The 14,850-nt window shown below is 60.0% G+C and carries 15 protein-coding genes, 1 tRNA gene and 1 other RNA gene; 12 read left to right on the top strand and 5 right to left on the bottom strand.

Annotated elements, in window-relative coordinates:
• Window positions 1–78 precede the first annotated feature (78 nt).
• The 3 genes from FEV51_RS04630 (at window position 79) to FEV51_RS04640 (ending at window position 2,274) form a co-directional block, all read left to right on the top strand.
• Window positions 79–163: transfer RNA gene (locus FEV51_RS04630), tRNA-Leu, on the top strand.
• A gap of 66 nt (window positions 164–229) precedes the next feature.
• Window positions 230–1,810: a trigger factor gene (gene tig / locus FEV51_RS04635; protein WP_138616462.1), complete on the top strand. Its 1,581-nt coding sequence runs from the start codon at window positions 230–232 to the stop codon at window positions 1,808–1,810.
• Window positions 1,811–1,854: 44 nt separating this feature from the next.
• On the top strand, window positions 1,855–2,274 hold the full coding sequence (locus FEV51_RS04640; RefSeq protein WP_138616464.1) for a DUF1622 domain-containing protein: 420 nt from the start codon (window positions 1,855–1,857) through the stop codon (window positions 2,272–2,274).
• Here FEV51_RS04640 and FEV51_RS04645 read toward each other — a convergent pair.
• Window positions 2,271–4,364 carry a TonB-dependent receptor plug domain-containing protein gene (locus FEV51_RS04645; protein WP_246034445.1) on the bottom strand — a complete coding sequence of 698 codons (2,094 nt, stop codon included), beginning with the start codon at window positions 4,362–4,364 and terminating at the stop codon, window positions 2,271–2,273. The genes FEV51_RS04640 and FEV51_RS04645 overlap by 4 nt on opposite strands.
• Before the next feature lie 246 nt (window positions 4,365–4,610).
• On the opposite strand from FEV51_RS04645, the gene FEV51_RS04650 reads away from it, so the two are divergent.
• From FEV51_RS04650 to FEV51_RS04665, 3 genes are all read left to right on the top strand, one after another.
• Complete coding sequence (locus FEV51_RS04650; protein WP_138616466.1) at window positions 4,611–5,309, top strand: ATP-dependent Clp protease proteolytic subunit; 699 nt, start codon at window positions 4,611–4,613, stop codon at window positions 5,307–5,309.
• Window positions 5,310–5,487: 178 nt separating this feature from the next.
• Window positions 5,488–6,762 (top strand): ATP-dependent Clp protease ATP-binding subunit ClpX, encoded by a 1,275-nt coding sequence (gene clpX / locus FEV51_RS04655; RefSeq protein ID WP_138616468.1) that lies wholly within the window; start codon window positions 5,488–5,490, stop codon window positions 6,760–6,762.
• A gap of 361 nt (window positions 6,763–7,123) precedes the next feature.
• Window positions 7,124–7,813 (top strand): aspartate/glutamate racemase family protein, encoded by a 690-nt coding sequence (locus tag FEV51_RS04665; RefSeq protein ID WP_138616470.1) that lies wholly within the window; start codon window positions 7,124–7,126, stop codon window positions 7,811–7,813.
• On the opposite strand, the gene FEV51_RS04670 is transcribed toward FEV51_RS04665, so the two are convergent.
• The 4 genes from FEV51_RS04670 to FEV51_RS04685 all read right to left on the bottom strand — a co-directional run bounded on the left by FEV51_RS04670 (window position 7,810) and on the right by FEV51_RS04685 (window position 11,492).
• Window positions 7,810–8,775, bottom strand: coding sequence for a cation diffusion facilitator family transporter (locus FEV51_RS04670; protein WP_138616472.1), 966 nt, complete (start codon window positions 8,773–8,775; stop codon window positions 7,810–7,812). The two genes, FEV51_RS04665 and FEV51_RS04670, sit on opposite strands and share 4 nt — an antisense overlap.
• Before the next feature lie 5 nt (window positions 8,776–8,780).
• Window positions 8,781–9,449, bottom strand: coding sequence for a monofunctional biosynthetic peptidoglycan transglycosylase (gene mtgA, locus FEV51_RS04675; protein ID WP_138616474.1), 669 nt, complete (start codon window positions 9,447–9,449; stop codon window positions 8,781–8,783).
• A gap of 71 nt (window positions 9,450–9,520) precedes the next feature.
• Window positions 9,521–10,408, bottom strand: a complete 888-nt coding sequence (gene rpoH, locus FEV51_RS04680; RefSeq protein ID WP_138617232.1) for an RNA polymerase sigma factor RpoH — start codon at window positions 10,406–10,408, stop codon at window positions 9,521–9,523.
• 139 nt (window positions 10,409–10,547) lie between these two features.
• The gene (locus FEV51_RS04685) at window positions 10,548–11,492 is read right to left on the bottom strand and encodes an RluA family pseudouridine synthase (RefSeq protein ID WP_138616476.1); all 945 of its coding nucleotides are present in this window, start codon (window positions 11,490–11,492) and stop codon (window positions 10,548–10,550) included.
• A 16-nt stretch (window positions 11,493–11,508) separates the two neighbouring features.
• On the opposite strand from FEV51_RS04685, the gene FEV51_RS04690 reads away from it, so the two are divergent.
• From FEV51_RS04690 to rnpB, 6 genes are all read left to right on the top strand, one after another.
• Complete coding sequence (locus FEV51_RS04690) at window positions 11,509–11,904, top strand: M67 family metallopeptidase (RefSeq protein ID WP_138616478.1); 396 nt, start codon at window positions 11,509–11,511, stop codon at window positions 11,902–11,904.
• Window positions 11,905–11,948: 44 nt separating this feature from the next.
• A complete protein-coding gene (locus FEV51_RS04695; protein WP_138616480.1) occupies window positions 11,949–12,608 on the top strand; it encodes a histidine phosphotransferase family protein in 660 nt (219 codons plus the stop codon).
• A 101-nt stretch (window positions 12,609–12,709) separates the two neighbouring features.
• A complete protein-coding gene (locus FEV51_RS04700) occupies window positions 12,710–13,345 on the top strand; it encodes an N-acetylmuramoyl-L-alanine amidase (RefSeq protein ID WP_138617234.1) in 636 nt (211 codons plus the stop codon).
• A gap of 224 nt (window positions 13,346–13,569) precedes the next feature.
• Window positions 13,570–13,869, top strand: coding sequence for a hypothetical protein (locus FEV51_RS04705; RefSeq protein ID WP_138616482.1), 300 nt, complete (start codon window positions 13,570–13,572; stop codon window positions 13,867–13,869).
• A complete protein-coding gene (locus FEV51_RS13395; protein ID WP_138616484.1) occupies window positions 13,862–14,080 on the top strand; it encodes a helix-turn-helix transcriptional regulator in 219 nt (72 codons plus the stop codon). Before FEV51_RS04705 ends, FEV51_RS13395 begins: the two co-directional genes overlap by 8 nt.
• 337 nt (window positions 14,081–14,417) lie before the next feature.
• Window positions 14,418–14,822, top strand: an RNA gene (gene rnpB / locus FEV51_RS04715) — RNase P RNA component class A.
• The last annotated feature ends 28 nt before the right edge of the window (window positions 14,823–14,850 follow it).

Here is a 14,850-nt window from a genome sequence, read left to right on the forward strand (position 1 = left end):
CTCTGGCCCGCAGCCGACTAGAGGCGCACGCCTATACGCGTGGTGGACAACGCCAACGCGCAAAATTCGTTCGGGCTAGCGGGCGTGGCGGAATTGGTAGACGCGCTGGTTTTAGGTACCAGTATCGTAAGATGTGGGGGTTCGAGTCCCTTCGCCCGCACCAGTTTTCGCCGCCGCGTGGGCCTCTCGCGCCATTGTACTAGATATGGAAAGTCACGAGTTTCATCCCATGCAGATTAAAGAAACCGCCAATGAAGGCCTGAAGCGCGCCTATACCGTCACCATCCCCGCCAAGGAGATTGACGCGCGCATTTCGGCCGAGGTCAAGAAAATTGCTCCGCAGGTCAAAATGCCCGGCTTCCGCCCCGGCAAGGTGCCTGCGAATCTGGTGCGCAAGATGCACGGCGAGCAGCTGCACGGTCAGGCGGTCAACGACATGATCCGCGAATCGGCTGACAAGGTCATGAAGGACAACCAGCTCCGCCCGGCAATGCAGCCGAAGATGGAACTGGCCGAAGGCTATGAAGAAGGCAAAGACGCCAAACTGACGATCGAGCTGGAGGTCCTGCCGCAAGTCGAAACCCCCAGCATCGACACATTGGCAATCGAACGTCTGACTGTTCCGGTCACCGATGAAGAAGTGATGGAAGCGGTGACGCGCATCGCTGGCCAGAACCAGAGCTACAAGGATGCGCCCAAGACCAGGAAAGCTGGCGAAGGCGACCAGCTGATCATCGATTTCGTTGGCCGCACCGACGGTGTCGAATTTGAAGGCGGCAAAGCCGAAGATGCCGCGTTGGTGATCGGTTCAGGCCAGTTCATTCCGGGTTTTGAAGAGCAGCTGACGGGCGTCAAGACAGGCGACAAGAAGACCATCACGGTCACGTTCCCCGCTGACTACCCGGCCAAGGATCTGGCTGCCAAGGATGCCGAATTCGACATCACCGTGAAGCAGGTGAAGATCGGCACCGAAACCAAGATCGATGATGATTTCGCCAAGAACCTCGGCCTCGACGGACTGGACAAGCTCAAGGAATTGATGCGCGGCCAGCTGGAGCAGGAAACCGGCGGCCTGACGCGCACGCAGATGAAGCGTTCGTTGCTCGACCAGCTTGCAGCCGGGCATGATTTCGCCGTGCCCGAGGGCATGGTCGACGCCGAATTCGAACAGATCTGGGCGCAGTTGCAGCAAGAGGCTGCCAAGTCCGATGATCCCGAAGCGTCGATGAAGGAAGTCGAAGGCGAGAAGGACGATTATCGTCACATCGCCGAACGCCGCGTGCGTCTGGGACTGTTGCTGTCCGAAATCGGACAGGCCAATGATGTGCAGGTCTCGCAGCAGGAAATGAGCATGCTCATCCAGCAGGCGGCCCAGCAATATCGCGACGAAGACCGCGAACGGTTTGTCCAGTACGTCCAGCAGGAACCGATGGCCGCCGCCCAGCTGCGGGCGCCGTTGTATGAAGACAAGGTCGTCGACTTCCTGTTCGAAAAAGCCACGATCACCGAGCGCGAAGTGACGCGCGAGGAGCTTGAGGCTGCGATCGAAGCAGAGGAAGACGCGGCGCCTGCCAAGAAGGCTCCGGCCAAGAAAAAGGCTCCGGCCAAAAAGGCAGATCCGAAAAAGGCTGCTGCAAAAAAGGACGAGGCCAAGGCTGAAGAGCCCAAAAAGGCCGCCGCCAAAAAGCCAGCCGCCAAAAAGGCTCCGGCCAAGAAGGCTGACGCTGACAAGGCACCTGCGAAAAAACCCGCAGCCAAGAAGGCGCCTGCCAAAAAGCCAGCCGCCAAGAAGGCAGCACCGAAAAAGTAAGCTGATCGCCGGAACCGGGAGCATTAGCTCCCGGTTGTCCGGTTATGCTTGAAAACCTCATCCGTGAAATCACTCTCGCCATCTCATTGGTGGTGGAGGGGGTTGCTGCCGTGATCGTTGCTTATGCGGTCATCGAGGCGGTTCTGCGGCTGGTCGGGGGGTTTTGGCACCACTCTGTCGCCGATTCCGAGGCACGGGCTCACAATGCCAAGGAAGAAATCAGGCTTCGCTTGGGGCGATGGCTGGCATTGGCGCTGGAGCTGCTGTTGGGCGCGGATATTCTGCGGACCGCAGTGGCCCCGAGCTGGAGCGAGATTGGCCAATTGGCAGCGATTGCCACCATTCGAACTGCTCTCAATTATTTCCTGCAAAAAGAAATCGACGCCAAGGATCGCGGTGATCAAGTGCGGGATTCGACAAAAATCCGCGATTATCGCCCTGAGACCAGAGAGGCTGGCAATTAGAAATTGCCGCTTACCGAGAAGCGGAACATCGGCCCTATCCGGCGATCCGATTGCTCGTTGAACAGGACATCGCCGCCGGGGCGTGGGTCTGCGAAAACCGTGCGAAAGTTTTTCTGCCGTGCGCCCGCGACATTGCCGACGCTGGCATTGACCGTCAGCCCCATGACATCCTTGTGCTCGACAAACAGGCTGACAAAGGATGGCCCTTCAAAATCACGCCCGATTTCAAAGCGCCGTGAATATGGGGCGTTTTCTTCGGTGAAGAGGCTCGCGCCATAGGCGATATCGCTGCCGGGAATGTCATGGCGAAAATCCAGGTCGAGAAAAGCGACCGTATCGCGGGAGAATGGCCGCGTTACCCCGACAAAGGGATCTGTTACCCGCATCCAGCGGCGCACTCCGTTTGCTTCGATCTGCGCGCCGTTGATGCCAAGCGGATCGAGCTTGATCGTCCCGCTCAGACCCACCGATGTGCGCTGGGCATTGCCGATGTTTCCCCGGGCCTCGCCAGTTGCACCCACCGGAAAGAAATCGATGAAATCCTCGAACCAGGCGTGGCCAATCGTCAGCTTGGCTGAGCCCCACGCGCCCAGCCGCTTGTTCATTTCAAAGTCAAGTTTCCAGCTCTGGTCAGGTACCAGTTCGTTATTGCCCGCATTTTCGTTCCCGTCATCCAGTGCGACGCTGGCCAGAAAGTCCCCGAAGGACAATTGGCCGACCTGGCGTCGCAACTCGAGCGATAGGTCAAAGTCATCGGCCGGGTTCCACGCCAGCGCCAATGATCCCTTGGGGCGTAGGAAAGTGCGGGCATTCGCCGCGACACCGGTCTGTTCGATCTGCGAATATTCCGCCCCGGCGATGGCCTGAAGCGATAGCTTCGGGGTCAGCTGGGTCCCGAAGCTGAGCGAACCGTCATACCGCGATTCGCGAACGCCGCCGGTCCCCTCCGGAAAAGCTAGCTGGGTGAAAGTGCCGTCAGGGGCAAGCTCGAACAAGCCGGAGACGCGGTTGAGCCGGTTGAAAGCCGCCTCTCCTGAAATCTGCCAGTCGGAACTCCACATGTTCCAGCCATATTCGAATCGTCCGATGCGTTCGCCGGCCTCGCCGATTTGCGTAAAGCGAAAGCCCTCCGGATCGCTGCCATCGTCGAAGCTGTCCATCAGCTGGGTGCTGAAATTGTCCCGCTCGAACCGCTCAAGCGCGATCAGCTTGAGCGCGCCCGGACCCAACGGGAAAGCGAGATCGGCGCTCAATTCATATTCCGGGCCATCTTCATACGTGCGCAAATCGCGTGTGCGGACCGGGCCGGATACCGGAAAGCCGGTTTCAGGTTCGTTGCGTGAGAAGAAGTCCTCGCCATAGCTGGCGTTGAAATGGGCAAGCACATCGCCGCCAAAGTCATAGGTGAAATTGGTCGCCAGCTTGGGGTTGTCGAATTTGCCGGAGAATTTGGTGTCCTGCGTTTCGATCAATGCGCCTGTGCCATCGGTCAGGATGTTCGGGCCATCGGCACCGAAGCGGTCGTTGCGATTGCTGAGCGCGACAGTGAAATCCAGTGCACCGCTTTTGCCGGTCAGCGACACCTCGCCGCCGTAAAGCTGCGCCTCGGTATTGTGCGCCCGGAAGCCCGTGTTCCAGCGGAACTGGCCCGATGCGCCGGTATTGTTGACGATGACATTGGCGACCTGGCCGGTAAGTCCGGGAATATCCAGCGTGGCACCTTCGACGATATCGATGCGCACGACATCGGCAGCAGGGATGCGGCTCAGCTGGTCGCGCAGGCTTTCAGACTTGCCGGAGAACCGTTTGCCATTGATCAGGACATTGCCCGTTGCCTGGCCCAGGCCACGCTGGCCTCCGCCGCCGTCAGAGATTGAAAAGCCCGGAATACGCGCCACCATGTCACGCGCATTGCGCGGGGCGAATTGTTCAAAATACGCCGGTTCATAGCTTTGCCCATTGGCCGGAGCGGCGGATACGGCAGTCTCGCTCGCTGGTTCATCGGCGGCATCCTGTGCAAACGCAGGGGCGCACTGCATCGCGGCGAGCGCGATCAGGCTCGCGGAAACAGGCAGTTTGGCAAATGGCATTGGGCGGGGGCTCCAAGTAGACAGATTGTTCGCCTACAGCTGTAATTCATGATCCCTAGCTTGCTTCGACAGGCGGCTATTCGAATTCGACAAACAGCCACTTGTCACTGTTGAACGACGGGCACAGCCTGCGCCGCACTATAATGCTGGTCGGGTATATCGGAAGGTCAAGAAGGTTAAGCCCCTTGAACATCGGTGCGGCTGACGCGACATAGGCGCGCAACAGACCCGACGAGAGGACCTTTGATGATCGACCTGTTCGGCAGCGATGCCCATGCCAGCCAAGGCCAGTTTACCCAAGACCCCATAACCGGGGCGCTGGTCCCAGTTGTGGTCGAACAGACCAGCCGCGGTGAACGCAGCTTTGACATTTTCAGCCGCCTGCTGCGCGAACGCATTGTGTTCGTCACGGGTCAGGTCGAAGATGGCATGGCCAGCCTGATCACCGCCCAGCTGCTGTTTCTGGAGAGCGAAAATCCCTCCAAGCCGATCAGCATGTATATCAATTCGCCCGGCGGCGTGGTGACGGCCGGCATGGCGATCCATGACACCATGCAATATATCAAACCGCGCGTTTCGACCGTGTGCATGGGCCAGGCCGCATCAATGGGCAGCTTCCTGCTGGCCGCAGGCGAGCCCGGAATGCGCGTGGCGCTGCCGAATGCGCGGATCATGGTTCACCAGCCTTCGGGCGGTGCCCGCGGTATGGCGTCCGACATTGAAATTCAGGCGCGCGAGATCCTGCGGATTCGCGAGCGGATGAACAGTCTCTATGTGAAATACACCGGCAAAACGCTGAAAGAGATTGAAAAGGCGATGGACCGCGACACCTTTCTCGAAGCCGATGAAGCGATGAAATTCGGGATCGTCGACAAGGTTTTCGAGACTCGTCCCGAGAACGAATCCGACGCCGAACCCGAGGGTACAGGCGGCGCACCCGAGTAAAATACCGACGGCAGACTGTCCCCGGACAGGACTGCCGTAAATTTGTCGTAGGAATTCGGCAACCTTGGCGCTTCAGCTTGTGGCAAGGGATGTCGGGTACCTATGATATTGACCCAAACACGCTCCGGCCTACAGTTGGCGGATTCGCCCACCTAGCGGCGCGGGGAAGACACAGGATATGACCACGTTGAGCGGAACCGATAGCAAATCCACGCTGTATTGCAGCTTCTGCGGCAAGTCGCAGCACGAAGTCCGCAAGCTGATCGCCGGGCCCACCGTGTTCATCTGCGATGAATGCGTCGAACTGTGCAACGACATCATCCGCGAGGAAACCAAAGCCGGGATCGCCGGGCGCAAGGAAGGCGATGTTGCTACTCCGGCGGAGATTTTCGCCACGCTCAACGATTATGTGATCGGCCAGGACCGCGCCAAGCGCGTGCTCTCGGTCGCAGTGCACAATCATTACAAGCGGCTGAAGCACAGCGGCAAATCGGGCGATGTCGAACTCGCCAAATCGAACATCCTGCTGGTTGGCCCCACCGGGTCGGGCAAGACGCTGCTGGCGCAGACGCTGGCGCGCACGTTTGATGTGCCGTTCACCATGGCCGATGCCACCACGCTGACCGAAGCGGGTTATGTGGGCGAAGATGTCGAGAACATCATTCTCAAGCTGCTCCAGTCCTCTGATTACAATGTCGAGAAGGCGCAGCACGGCATCGTCTATATCGACGAAATCGACAAGATTACGCGCAAGGCGGAAAACCCCTCGATCACGCGCGATGTGTCGGGTGAGGGCGTACAGCAGGCCTTGCTCAAGCTGATGGAAGGCACCACAGCTTCGGTCCCGCCGCAAGGCGGCCGCAAGCATCCGCAGCAGGAATTCCTGCAGGTCGACACCACGAACATCCTGTTCATCTGTGGCGGCGCGTTCTCCGGGCTTGAAAAGATCATTGCCGACCGGCTGCAGAAGCGTTCGATCGGGTTTGGCGCGCATGTTGCCGATCCGGACAAGCGCCGGGTGGGCGAACTGCTGGAGAAGGGCGAGCCCGAGGATCTGCTGAAATTCGGCCTGATCCCCGAATTCGTCGGCCGTCTGCCAGTGATCGCTTCGCTGCGTGATCTGGATATCGACGCGTTGGTGACCATCCTCACCCAGCCGAAGAACGCACTGGTCAAACAGTATCAGAAGCTGTTCGAGCTGGAAGATGTGGAACTGACCTTTACGCCCGAAGCGTTGCAGACGATTGCCGAAAAAGCGATCTTGCGCAAAACCGGCGCGCGCGGCCTGCGCTCGATTGTCGAAGGCTTGCTGCTCGACACGATGTTCGACCTGCCCGATATGGACGGTGTGACCGAAATCGTTCTGGACAAGGACGTGGTCGAAGGCCGCAAGGAACCGATCCAGGTCCACGGCGGCAAGAAGGATGACGAAGAGAAAGAGGAAGCGGCCTAACACCGCGCCTTCGTTCTTTGCGGCACTTCCTGTTCGTCTGTAGCCAGAACCGGCTTCGCAGCCCCACCGCAGAACAGATTTTTGCAGATTATCCCGGCGTGACAGCAATGTCCGCCGGGACCAACAATGATGCGGAATATCCGCTGTCGGACGAGCTGGTCGCGTGGGCTGACACAGTGTTCGTGATGGAACGGGCACACCGCCGAAAGGTGTAGGCGCGCCACCAGCAGGCGCTGGGCAAAACGCGCATCATCTGCCTCGACATTCCCGATGATTTCGCTTTCATGGATCCTGAGCTGATCAGGTTTCTTAAAGTGAAAATGCGTGCCCATCTCCCGGCTTGCACCCAGGACACCGCTGCATGAAAACCATTGGCCTGATCGGCGGGATGAGCTGGGAAAGCTCGGTCCATTATTACCGCCTGATAAATCAGAGCGTTCGCGCCGCGCGGGGCGGCATCGCTTCGGCGCCGCTGGTAATGCACAGCTTCGACTTTGCCGAGATTGCCGCGCTGCAATCGGCAGGCGAGTGGGATGCGCTGGGCGACAAGCTGGCCGATGCGGGGCGCGGATTGCACGGCGCGGGGGCAGAGGCCCTGCTGATCTGTACCAACACGATGCACAAGCTGGCCGAGCAGGTGGACACTGTTTCCCCCGCGCGGCTGATCCATATTGTCGATCCGCTGGCCGATGCGGTGCTGGCGGCGGGGCATCGCAAGCTTGGCCTGCTGGGCACGCGGTTCACCATGAACGAGCCGTTTTATTCCAAGCGGCTGGCGGCCAAGGGGTTGGAAGTTATCCTGCCCGCACCGGAAGCGCGGGACGAACTTAACCGCATCATCTTCGAAGAGCTGTGCGCGGGGACCATCTGCGACAAGGCGCGCAGCTTTTATTGCGAGGTTATCGCCGACATGGCGGCGCGCGGAGCCGAAGCGGTTGCGCTTGCGTGTACGGAGATCATGCTGCTGGTGAAACCGTGTGACAGCAGCCTACCGGTGTTCGACACGACTGAACTGCATGCCGCCGCAGCGGTCGACTTCATCTTATCCTAACAGCCCGCCGCGCAGTCACGGCTGCGTTCGACCTGAATGGTGGAATGGCCGATGCGGTGGTGATGCTCCAGCTGATGCGCAATATCGGCCAGAAACGCGTCACCGGGTGATCCGTCGGGCATGACGATATGCGCGGTTAGCGCTGTCTCTGTGGTGCTCATCGGCCAGATGTGCAGGTCGTGGACGGCAGATACCCCCGGCAGGCCGGTCAGATAGGCGCGTACAGCGCTTTCAGAGATGCCCTTGGGCACCGCAAGCAGGCTCATCGCCAGACTGTCCTTGAGCAGCCCCCAGGTCCCCCAGGCGATCACGGCCACGATCAGCAGGCTGACCGCCGGATCAATCCAGTTCGCACCGGTCATGATGATAGCGATCCCGGCGATCACCACCCCAAGGCTCACCAGCGCATCAGCCGCCATGTGCAGGAATGCACCGCGAATGTTGAGGTCGTCATGCCGCCCGCGCAGGAAAAGCAGCGCGGTGCCTGCATTGATCACTATGCCGATGCCCGCGACAATCGCCATCGTCTGGCCCTGCACCACGGCAGGTTCGGCCATGCGGTGCAGCGTTTCGAAGGCGATCGCACCGATAGCGACCAGCAGCAGCCCGGCATTGGCCAGCGCGGCAAGGATGGTCGAACTTTTGAAGCCATAGGTGAAGCGTTCGGACGGTGGCCGCTTGGCAGCGACACTGGCGCCCCATGCCAGCGCCAGGCTGAGCACGTCGGACAGATTGTGCCCGGCATCGGCAATCAGCGCCATCGATCCCGACAGCCAGCCATACACCGCCTCGACAATGACGAAGCCGGTGTTGAGGATGATGCCAAACAGGAATGCGCGCCCGAAATCGGCGGGGGCATGGCTATGCCCGTGACCATGTGCGTGGCTGTGACCCGTTTCCGAGGTGTGACCTACTTCCGACGTATGCCCCGTTTCCGAATTGTGACTCTGACCCGCGCCCATAGTGCCTACTGGTATACACAGGAATCGAGGCCGTCACGTCCGACCACGCCGATCCTTGCGGATATCGTGTTGCCGTGGCGGCGCAGCCACCCGCCGGGGTTTACGACAGAGCGTTCCTTGGGCAGCGGCAGGGCAGCCGCCATGCGGGCAGCTTCAGTGGGGCTGAGCGAGGCGGCGGCATGGCGGAAATAGCGCTGCGACCCTGCCTCCACACCGTAAGTACCGATCCCGGTTTCCGCGATGTTGAGATAGACTTCCATGATCCGGCGCTTGCCCCATACCTGCTCGATCAGCAGCGTAAACCAGGCTTCCAGCCCCTTGCGGACATAGCCGCCGCCTTGCCACAGGAAGACGTTCTTGGCGGTCTGCTGGCTGATGGTGGACCCGCCGCGAATGCGTCCGCCCTTGGCGTTTTGATGCAGCGCCTTTTCGATAGCTGCGCGGTCGAAACCGTCATGCGTGCAAAACTTGCCATCCTCTGCCGCGATCACTGCGCGCACCATATTGCGGTCGATGTTTGCCAGCGATTCCCAGTTCTTGGTAATCCCGTTGCCATCCATCACCATCGTCGCGGTGACCGGGACGGGCACGAATTTGAACAGGATGACCAGCGCCAGGCTCAGGCCGACAAAGCCGATCAGGAGACGGAACAGGAGCTTGGTGAGAAAACGCATCGTCGGCCTCTAACGAAAAGCGGCGCGAGAGGAAATTCCCCTCGCGCCGCAAAGCGTCGATTGTTGGCGGATCAGGCGGCGACCGGAATCAGCCGTTCGCCCGCGATCCGCTGCATGGCCTTCTGCAGCTTTTCAAACGCGCGCACTTCGATCTGGCGGATCCGTTCGCGGCTGACGGAATAAACCTGGCTCAGCTGCTCCAGCGTCTGCGGGCTGTCGGTCAGGCGGCGCTCGGTCAGGATATGCTTTTCGCGATCGTTGAGGCTATCCATCGCCTCGACCAGCATTTCGTGGCGTACATGCGCTTCTTCGGCCTCGGCAACGGTTTCGTCCTGCAGCGGGCGGTCGTCGGTCAGCCAATCCTGCCATTCGCCAGACCCGTCTTCACCATTGCGCATCGGGGTGTTGAGCGAACCATCGCCGCCCATCATCATCCGGCGGTTCATATTGACCACTTCCTGCTCCGGCACGCCCAGATCGGTGGCGATCTTCTTGACGTCGTCAGGGTGGAGGTCGGAATCCTCGTAGGCTTCGAGCTGTTTTTTCATGCGGCGCAAATTGAAGAACAGCTTCTTCTGCGCGGCGGTGGTGCCCATTTTGACCAGCGACCAGCTGCGCAGGATAAATTCCTGCATGCTCGCCTTGATCCACCACATTGCATAGGTGGCCAGACGGAAGCCGCGATCAGCCTCAAATTTCTTGACGCCCTGCATCAGGCCCACATTGCCTTCGGAAATCAGGTCACTGACCGGCAGGCCATAGCCGCGATAGCCCATGGCGATCTTCGCGACGAGCCGCAGGTGGCTGGTCACGAGCTGCGCCGCAGCTTCGGGGTCTTCATGTTCCTCGTACCGCTTGGCAAGCATATATTCCTGCTCAGCCGTCAGCACGGGAAACTTCTTGATTTCAGATAGATAGCGGTTGAGGCTCTGCTCCCCGCCAAGCGCCGGAACGCCGATAGTTTTCTTCGTAGTCACTTATCCCTGACCTTTCCTGTGTCGACCTCTGGCGCCGGACCCCTGCTGGGCATCCGTTCGATCGGGCCACTTGGTTACATATATACGAGTTTTGCGCGCTGTGCAGCGACTTTCATCGATTTCAACGAGCGGTTTCGTCGATGAGTTCCCGCATATCCGCCGGAAGCTCGGCCCGAAAATCCAGCCGCTGCGCCGTGACCGGGTGTGTAAAGCCCAATTCGGCGGCGTGCAGTGCCTGGCGCCGGAAATCGAGCCGGTCGAGCAGGCCGCGCAAGGCAGCGGGAGAGCGTCCATAGACAGGATCCCCCAATAGCGGATGACCAATTGACGCGCAGTGAACGCGCACCTGGTGGGTTCGCCCGGTTTCCAGCGTGCAGGCGATCAGCGCACTGTGGTCAAGCCGCTCGATCACCGCGTAATGTGTCACCGCATGTTTGCCCCGGCTGCTGTCATCATCCAGAACTGCCATCTTTTTGCGGTCGCGGTCTGACCGGCCCAGTCGCGCCGCGATGGTTCCGCTGGCGGGGGAGGGGTGCCCGGCGCAAACCGCGAGATAGCGGCGGTGGATCGAATGATCAGCAAACTGCTTGGCCAACCCTTCATGCGCGGCATCGGTTTTCGCTGCCACCATCAGACCCGAGGTATTCTTGTCGATCCGGTGGACAATGCCTGGACGCGCGACCCCGTTGATACCCGACAGCTGCCCGCGGCAATGGTGCAGCAATGCATTGACCAGCGTGCCATCATGATTGCCCGCCGCCGGATGCACGACCATCCCGGCAGGTTTGTCGATCACCACCAGATCGGCATCCTCGAACACGATGGTCAGCGGGATATCCTGCGGCTCGGCAGTCAGCGGTTCGGGCGGCGGGACGATGATGGTGTAATGCGATCCGGCCTGCACCTTGGTGGATGGCGAACTGGCCACAGTGCGTCCCACGGTCACCGCTCCATCGCTAATCAGCGTCTTGACCCGTTCGCGCGAGAGGCCCGACACTTCGGCCAGCGCCTTGTCCATACGGCCCGCGCTTTGCAGGATTCCGGTAAGAGTTTCGCTTTCGCCCATGCTAGGGCCATGCGCGATGATGCTGAGAGTCTCAAGCGCGATCCTGACCCGGCTTCACCGCGAGGCCGATGCCGCGCACCCGCAGGAATGCTGCGGCATCATGCTGGGCGAGGGCGATCGGGTGACTGCGCTCTGGCCAGCGCGCAACGTCCATGCCGCACCAGCCACGCATTTCGAGATTGACCCTCAAGCGCTGGTGGATGCGCACCGCAATGCGCGGCAGGGCGGCCCTCAGGTGATCGGCTATTACCACTCGCACCCGGTCGGACAGCCTGCCCCGTCAGCCACCGACAGCGCGATGGCGGCGGGTGACGGGATGGTCTGGGCGATTGTCGGGGCAGGACGAGTCGCTTTCTGGCGCGATGGGGGTGCCGGGTTCGAAGCGCTTCCCTATCTGGTCTGCGATAGCTAAAGACCCCGCTAACCAGTTTTTGTCGCAGACCCGACGGGATCCCCATGACCGACCGCCAAGCCACCGACCTCGCCGCGATGCTGTGTTCGCGCCTTTGCCACGATATGCTCAGCCCCGTGGGCGCGATGAGCAACGGGCTTGAGCTGCTGGCGATGGAAACCGACGCCGAAATGCGCAAGAATGTGATGCAGCTGCTTGAACAAAGCGCATCGATCAGCACCAACAAGCTGAAATTCTTCCGCCTCGCTTTTGGCGCCGCGGGGGGTTTTGGCGATCATGTCGATGTCGAAGAGCCCAAGGCGCTGATTGCCGCGCTGGTGGCGGACAAAAACGGGGTCACGATCAATTGGGCGCTGGCCGACCGCACGTTGGGAAAGCCGGCAATCAAGGTGCTGCTGAACTTTGCGCAGATCGCGATCGATGCGGTGGTGCGCGGCGGTACGCTGGATATCGGGGCGGAACGCCGTGATGGTGCGTGCGAGATCGTGGTGCGGGCCGCCGGACCGCGGATTGCCTTCGACGATACGATTGGCCACGCGCTCGACGGTTCGCTTGACCCGGCAGAGCTGTCCAGCCGCACTGCCGCTGCCCACATGATTGCGCTGCTGGCAGCGGAAAATGGCGGCGGGCTGCAATATGCCAAGACGGGCGATACTCTGGTGCTCGGGGCAATCCTGCCCGAGGGCGAAGGATTGATCGGTTGAGCTCGGACGAGCTCGGCGCGGGATTGCCGCTCAGCCAGGACGAACTGGTCCACCGCGAAGTGCTGTCGCCCAACCATGACGAGCGCGCGCTGCCGATCACGATGGTGGTAATCCATTACACAGAAATGAAGGACAAGGGGTTCGCGATTGAACGCCTGTGCGATCCCGAGGCAAAGGTCAGCGCGCATTATCTGATTGGCGAGGCTGGCGAGGTTGTGCGGCTGGTGCCCGAGCAAAAGCGCGCCTGGCACGCGGGCCTGTCATACTGGCGCGGCCACCGCGATGTGAACTCGGCTAGCATCGGGATCGAACTGGATCATCCCGGCCACAAATATGGCTACCGCGAATTTCCCGATGTTCAATTCGAAGCGCTCGTCCCGCTGCTCGCGCGGATCGTCAAGACATACGACATTCCCCGCTCCAATGTGATCGGCCATTCGGACGTTGCCCCGGCGCGCAAGATCGATCCGGGCGAGCTGTTCCCGTGGGACCGGCTCGCCGAATATGGTCTGTGCCTGCCGCGCCCCAAGATCGATCTTGGCGATCCGTTCGACAATGACGGGGCGTTTTACCTAGCGCTCGAACGCTACGGCTATGACATCACCGACGGTCACAAGGCGGTCGAGGCGTTCCAGCGCCGCTGGCGCCCGCACAAGATCAATGGCGAAATCGACGGCGAAATCCGCGCGATCCTGTTCCAATTGCTGCTGGACCGTGATCGGGGTAATGCGCGGTAGGGATTGGTCGGCATGGGGTGGGAAGCGGCCATCAGTCCTTGACACTAGTCACCTATGGGTTACATGTAACCTGTAAGTTACAGGAGTAGGCAAATGTCCGATGATTTTCAAGCCGCTGACAAGTTCACCAATTCGCGAGCCCTAATGGCCCCTTTCGTGGGTTTTCTCATATTGGCTCTCCAGCAAGGCGTGTTTTCGCATGGGATTGGGGGCCAAACTCAATCATGCAATCCGTGCTTTGGATCATTTTTGCCGTAGCCATGCTCATCCTTCTTCTCACGGGCGGAGGCTGGTTTTTATCGGCAAGAGCACGCGAATTGGCGAATGACGAACCCACACAAAGAAATCGCGGCAAGGCAGTGGAAATCGGCTTCGTCGCCACAATAGCTACGTGTTTACTAGTGGTCGGCGTAGCCCCCTTCGAGCCGCTTCCGGCGCAGGAAGCCGCTCACATAATCGCGAGTATTGGTTTTGGCTGCGCTTTCCTCGCATTTGGTATTGCAGAAATCAGCACCAATGGTTGAGGAACTTAACAATCAAATCCGAGACTTCCGAGAAGCCTCAAGTTTGACGCAAGCGCAATTAGCGGAGTTGATGGGAGTAAGCAGAAAAACAGTTAATACTGTAGAGAACGGGGTTTTCGCTCCATCCGTCATTGTGGCCTTGAAATTCGCTCATGCACTTGAAACTTCGGTCGAACAGTTGTTCGAACTTAAAAGCGCTCATGACCGCTAAGGACCGCTCTTGGGTCGTTAGCTGACAGCGAACTTTCCTACATTTGCGCGGTTCAATAGGTTGCGATTGGCTCTTTCCTATCGTTGGATCGCGCAGCGCGCTTGTCGGTGCGGGCATCGGGCATTCGCGTCGTGTCTCCGTTTTTCTGCGGTGAGCCGACTTTGTTTGAATTTTGGCGAAACTGGAAGGTTACAGATGATGCACCGAAATTCGCCGCAAACCGTTGTTTTTCATTTGGATTTTAGTCAGCCAATAATTTTCCAGTCACCCCCTGTCTGTGTAACACTCTGGCGCTTTCGCTTGGCGGCAAGCGCGGCACGCACTATCTGCCACAACGCCAGGGGGCCGGGCAGCCGCGAGCGGGGTAACCTGTTCGAGGAAAGTCCGGGCTCCACAATACAAGGGTGGCGGGTAACGCCCGCCGGGGGTGACCCCAGGGACAGTGCCACAGAGAGCAAACCGCCGATGGTCCTTTCGGGGACACAGGCAAGGGTGAAAGGGTGCGGTAACGGCGCACCGGGGCTTCGGTAACGCGGCCCGCACGGCAAACCCCACCCGGAGCAAAGCCGAATAGGGGCGGCGCGCCAGCTTGCTGGCAGATGTGTTTTGCATCGACCGCCCGGGTTGGCTGCTCGAGCCACGGAGCAATCCGTGGCCTAGACGAATGGCTGCCACCGCCGATACGGTCCCACCTGGGATACCGTCAGCGGTACAGAACCCGGCTTACAGGCCCCCTGGCATTTTCTCCGCAAAGCTCTGGACTTTGCAGC

This window comes from Qipengyuania marisflavi, from assembly GCF_005884405.1.
In the GTDB taxonomy this organism is placed as follows: domain Bacteria; phylum Pseudomonadota; class Alphaproteobacteria; order Sphingomonadales; family Sphingomonadaceae; genus Qipengyuania; species Qipengyuania marisflavi.

What these genes read in the sequence shown, in the direction of transcription:
- FEV51_RS04705 (WP_138616482.1), top strand. Translation starts at nt 13,570, where the DNA reads ATGCAATCCGTGCTTTGGATCATTTTTGCCGTAGCCATGCTCATCCTT.
- FEV51_RS04690 (WP_138616478.1), top strand. Translation starts at nt 11,509, where the DNA reads ATGATGCTGAGAGTCTCAAGCGCGATCCTGACCCGGCTTCACCGCGAG.
- mtgA (WP_138616474.1), bottom strand. Translation starts at nt 9,449, where the DNA reads ATGCGTTTTCTCACCAAGCTCCTGTTCCGTCTCCTGATCGGCTTTGTC.
- FEV51_RS04645 (WP_246034445.1), bottom strand. Translation starts at nt 4,364, where the DNA reads ATGCCATTTGCCAAACTGCCTGTTTCCGCGAGCCTGATCGCGCTCGCC.
- FEV51_RS04665 (WP_138616470.1), top strand. Translation starts at nt 7,124, where the DNA reads ATGAAAACCATTGGCCTGATCGGCGGGATGAGCTGGGAAAGCTCGGTC.
- FEV51_RS04685 (WP_138616476.1), bottom strand. Translation starts at nt 11,492, where the DNA reads ATGGGCGAAAGCGAAACTCTTACCGGAATCCTGCAAAGCGCGGGCCGT.
- FEV51_RS04695 (WP_138616480.1), top strand. Translation starts at nt 11,949, where the DNA reads ATGACCGACCGCCAAGCCACCGACCTCGCCGCGATGCTGTGTTCGCGC.
- FEV51_RS13395 (WP_138616484.1), top strand. Translation starts at nt 13,862, where the DNA reads ATGGTTGAGGAACTTAACAATCAAATCCGAGACTTCCGAGAAGCCTCA.
- clpX (WP_138616468.1), top strand. Translation starts at nt 5,488, where the DNA reads ATGACCACGTTGAGCGGAACCGATAGCAAATCCACGCTGTATTGCAGC.
- tig (WP_138616462.1), top strand. Translation starts at nt 230, where the DNA reads ATGCAGATTAAAGAAACCGCCAATGAAGGCCTGAAGCGCGCCTATACC.
- FEV51_RS04670 (WP_138616472.1), bottom strand. Translation starts at nt 8,775, where the DNA reads ATGGGCGCGGGTCAGAGTCACAATTCGGAAACGGGGCATACGTCGGAA.
- FEV51_RS04650 (WP_138616466.1), top strand. Translation starts at nt 4,611, where the DNA reads ATGATCGACCTGTTCGGCAGCGATGCCCATGCCAGCCAAGGCCAGTTT.
- FEV51_RS04640 (WP_138616464.1), top strand. Translation starts at nt 1,855, where the DNA reads ATGCTTGAAAACCTCATCCGTGAAATCACTCTCGCCATCTCATTGGTG.
- FEV51_RS04700 (WP_138617234.1), top strand. Translation starts at nt 12,710, where the DNA reads ATGGTGGTAATCCATTACACAGAAATGAAGGACAAGGGGTTCGCGATT.